The organism is Clostridium sp. KLE 1755, assembly GCF_000466465.2.
GTDB classification, from domain to species: domain Bacteria; phylum Bacillota; class Clostridia; order Lachnospirales; family Lachnospiraceae; genus Eisenbergiella; species Eisenbergiella porci.
In genome coordinates this window covers 67,679-70,916 of record NZ_KE992711.1, presented here as the reverse complement: position 1 = coordinate 70,916, position 3,238 = coordinate 67,679, and the positions used below count along the sequence as shown (strand labels likewise).

The 3,238-nt window shown below is 51.3% G+C and carries 6 protein-coding genes; all 6 read right to left on the bottom strand.

All coding sequences use genetic code 11. The annotated features are described in order from the left end of the window. Window positions 1–254 precede the first annotated feature (254 nt). Window positions 255–386, bottom strand: a complete 132-nt coding sequence (locus HMPREF1548_RS31040; protein WP_021636797.1) for a DUF6618 family protein — start codon at window positions 384–386, stop codon at window positions 255–257. Beyond that, window positions 364–555 carry a DUF6618 family protein gene (locus HMPREF1548_RS13595; RefSeq protein ID WP_051358392.1) on the bottom strand — a complete coding sequence of 64 codons (192 nt, stop codon included), beginning with the start codon at window positions 553–555 and terminating at the stop codon, window positions 364–366. Before HMPREF1548_RS13595 ends, HMPREF1548_RS31040 begins: the two co-directional genes overlap by 23 nt. 15 nt (window positions 556–570) lie before the next feature. Then, entirely contained in the window at window positions 571–1,374 is an 804-nt protein-coding gene (locus HMPREF1548_RS13590) for an ExeA family protein (protein WP_021636796.1), read from the bottom strand. 2 nt (window positions 1,375–1,376) lie between these two features. Then, window positions 1,377–1,910, bottom strand: a complete 534-nt coding sequence (locus HMPREF1548_RS30540; protein ID WP_021636795.1) for an integrase core domain-containing protein — start codon at window positions 1,908–1,910, stop codon at window positions 1,377–1,379. Window positions 1,911–1,961: 51 nt separating this feature from the next. Beyond that, window positions 1,962–2,588, bottom strand: a complete 627-nt coding sequence (locus HMPREF1548_RS30535; RefSeq protein WP_021636794.1) for a hypothetical protein — start codon at window positions 2,586–2,588, stop codon at window positions 1,962–1,964. 193 nt (window positions 2,589–2,781) lie between these two features. Further along, a partial coding sequence (locus HMPREF1548_RS29510; protein WP_286138007.1) for a DUF6431 domain-containing protein occupies window positions 2,782–3,238 on the bottom strand: 457 nt, incomplete at its 5' end.

Sequence of the window (3,238 nt, the reverse complement as noted above, 5' to 3'; positions counted from 1 at the left end):
ACGTGATACACAGTTTATTTGACACACCCAGAATTTGAAATCTTCGGTGTGTCCAATCCTCCAGCAAGAGTTTCCAATCCGGAAGTGTTGTTCTGCAAATTAAAGAAGACGAGGTTTTGCAGATTGTTTGAGAACAAATTGCTAACGGCACAATAACAAGCTGCACATTATTTCATACCTAAACTGCACATTGTTTGCTCCATCTTCAAATTATTTTATACAAGTTTACAGGCAGGTTTCCCCGCCTGTAAGATTCAGTCATTGTAATGCTTGATTACAGACAGTACATTGACGATGCTGACAGCATCAACTTTGCTTAGTTTCGGATATTCTGCCCTGAGATGTTCGTAGTTCCCAAAACAGTCATCCGGGTCTGCGATATCCATTCCGATGATAACGCCCCTGACTGTGCTGTCCGAGGACAATATGGAACATACTGCCCCGGGAGCATATTTCAAAGTCCGCCGGTTCAAACGGGAGAAGCGGACAGATGGTACCCTGCCAGGGTTTCATCTGTCCATCGGGTAAGAACAGGCAGGTGAAAAATTTGTCCATAAGCGATCCTCCTTCCTAACCAAGCTCGCAGTCGTTGACTGCCTGCATGACGATATCCGCAGTGATAAGGTCTGCTTCTTTCGCCCCGCCGACCAGAAGACTGTAACTGCAGAGCTTGTTGATGACCCTGGGGATGCCTTCGGCAGCATTGAGGACAGCCCCGACAGCCGCATCTTCAAAGACTGGCCGGGAGCAGCCCGCTCCCCGGAGTTTTTCGGAAATATATATCCGTCCTTCTTCCTTGGAAAGATCGTCCAGATGGTAATTCATAACGATCCTCTGGCGCAGGGGTTCATGGATACTGAGGCGGAGGTAGTTGTTTAACTGCGGGAGCCCGGCGAGCAGGATAACGGCGCGGTCTTTGGAGTCCATTTCGAAGTTGAACAGGATTTTCAGGTCATTAAGAGTGGCGTTGCTGATATAGTTTGCCTCGTCAATGATGAATACCGGCGTCCTGTGTTTCTCCAGCGCCAGGCGGGTAATCTCTTCCTGTATAAGCCGGAAGTTGTCCGGCTTGCGGAAAGAGGGCTGGGCGCCCAGTTCGGTGACAAGGTTACGGTAAAAATCATTGATGGTAAGGGTGGTGAGGCTGGAATAGACCACCTTGTATAAAGAAGAGCAGAGGCTTTTGGCCCAGCCACGCAGTGCGGTGGTCTTTTCCCGTTCGGCGGAGCCGGCGAGAACCCCGAAGCCTTTTGTTTTTGCGAGATAGTCCAGACGGAACAGGATCTCCCTGTATTCCTGTGTCTCGACCAGGATCTCTTTGGAATTTTTCAGGAAAGGGTTGAATTCCAGACCATAGCGTACCCAGTATTCCATAGTCAGTCATCTTCTTTGCATAAGCGTATTTTTTCACGTTTAACGGAAGCGTTCTCCTGCTTGTTAAGGAGCCGGATGGGGGAAAGGGTTCCGTCCGCTTCCACCACAAAAATCTCCGACATGTCAGGGGAATAGCGCAGGCAGATGCGCTGTTTTGCAAAATGGTAATCCACCTCGTATTCCACCTGGTCTATGACGACCACGCAGTCGGCGGACACCCGGCGCTCGATTTCCAGCAGGAAACAGCGGCTGATTTCATCCTCGGGGAGCCGGCGGATGTATTCCGGTTCCGAGAAGAAACGATCCTGAGGGGAACTGCCTTTCAGGGAGGTGTGCGGCGACTGGTTGTAGCGTGCCACATAAGCAAGCAGGCTTCCCTTAAGTTCCTCCAGAAAATGGAAATCCCGGATATCCAGGGATGCCATCCACTGATCCTTGAGGGTGCGGAACCACCGCTCTATCTTGGCCTTGTCAATAGGCGTGTAGGGTTTGCAGTAATTGAGGGTCGTGCCTATGCGTGCGTCGAGCAGTTCCATCTGCCTGTTTTTATAGGTGCTGCCGTTATCAAAGTTCCATACCCTGGGGCGTCAGTATTTTGCGACAGCGGATTTCATGACGGACATCAGGTTCACAAAACTGTCATTGAAGAAAACATCAATTCCCGTGATGAACCTGCTGGCATCATCGATCAGGGCGATGATGCAGAACCTGTGTTTTTTTCCGTCCGCAGTTTTCAGGGAAGGGCCGACGCTGGAATCACCACACCAGACTTCATTGATGTGGGGGCGTTCATAACGCCGCATATTCTGATTGCCCGTAGTTCCGGGCTGCGTGGCGAGGCGGTTGACATACCTGCCGACGGTTGCCTCCGATACCTGCCCGTTCCTGATGCTGCCGTTATCCTTTAACTGGCGGAAGATGGCAGCCGCGCTCATCCTTGGATAGTTTTCCTTCAGGCAGAGGATCTGTTCCTGAAGGTCGTCATCGAGTTTGCGGGGGCTGCCAAGATCAGACCTGCCGGTAGGCATGGTACCATTTGCCGATGGTTTTGGGGGCATAGTGCCTGGTTTTTCCGTCGGGGCAGTAATGCCCTTATCCGAAACGGACTGGAAGTAGGCCGACAGGGAGCTGTAATCCTCCTGGAGCCTGGTAAGGAGCGGAGCGATGGCGCAGTAGCGCATCAGGGCAATATCCTGGCGTTTTTCTTGTTCCATGGAAGGAACCTCCTTTGTTTTTCTCCATTGTAATAGGAAAAATGGCAAAGGTCGTGTCAGGTTATGTGGTTCTTAGGAAAAGGATATTTGGGGTGGTTTTAATCTGCATGAACTGCCGGTTGAAGAAATCGAAGCAGGATCTAGTCAGTCCGGCCAGTGGCTGCAGGGAAATGGTTTGGGAAAGGAGTTTGTGCTACCAGTGCTTGCGGAACTGGCGCAGGATATAGCGGACAGAGTTTTCATCGATCAGCGGGTTGCGTTCCATCACCTTTTCAGCCTCTCCGGTAGTGATGCCTGCCTGATCGGCAAGGGGAATCTGGGAATAGGGAACGATGGATGAGAGGAGGAGAGAGTGGGTATGACCGCATTGGCTGCAGAGCATCCGGCAGATATGCAAGGCACCGTTTTCCCCATTTTTCCTGACCGAGCGGTCATAGTAACCATGGATGGTCAGACAGGCGGAATGGGAACAGCAGGGGCAGGTGAGCTGGTGGAACTGGAGGGAATTGATGACATCATCATAAATTTTTTGCGTGACGGGGTTGCATAAAGCGACAGATATAGTTATCATAAGTATAGGCGTGTGGCAGATGAACTCTTTTTCGCCTGAGGGCTTGGAGCGCTGCCATGGAGCTATGCTTGTGGCGGGG

Excerpts from the sequence above, each read along its gene's own strand:
- HMPREF1548_RS31040 (WP_021636797.1), bottom strand. The coding sequence starts at position 386 with ATGGATATCGCAGACCCGGATGACTGTTTTGGGAACTACGAACATCTC.
- HMPREF1548_RS13595 (WP_051358392.1), bottom strand. The coding sequence starts at position 555 with ATGGACAAATTTTTCACCTGCCTGTTCTTACCCGATGGACAGATGAAA.
- HMPREF1548_RS13590 (WP_021636796.1), bottom strand. The coding sequence starts at position 1,374 with ATGGAATACTGGGTACGCTATGGTCTGGAATTCAACCCTTTCCTGAAA.
- HMPREF1548_RS30540 (WP_021636795.1), bottom strand. The coding sequence starts at position 1,910 with ATGGAACTGCTCGACGCACGCATAGGCACGACCCTCAATTACTGCAAA.
- HMPREF1548_RS30535 (WP_021636794.1), bottom strand. The coding sequence starts at position 2,588 with ATGGAACAAGAAAAACGCCAGGATATTGCCCTGATGCGCTACTGCGCC.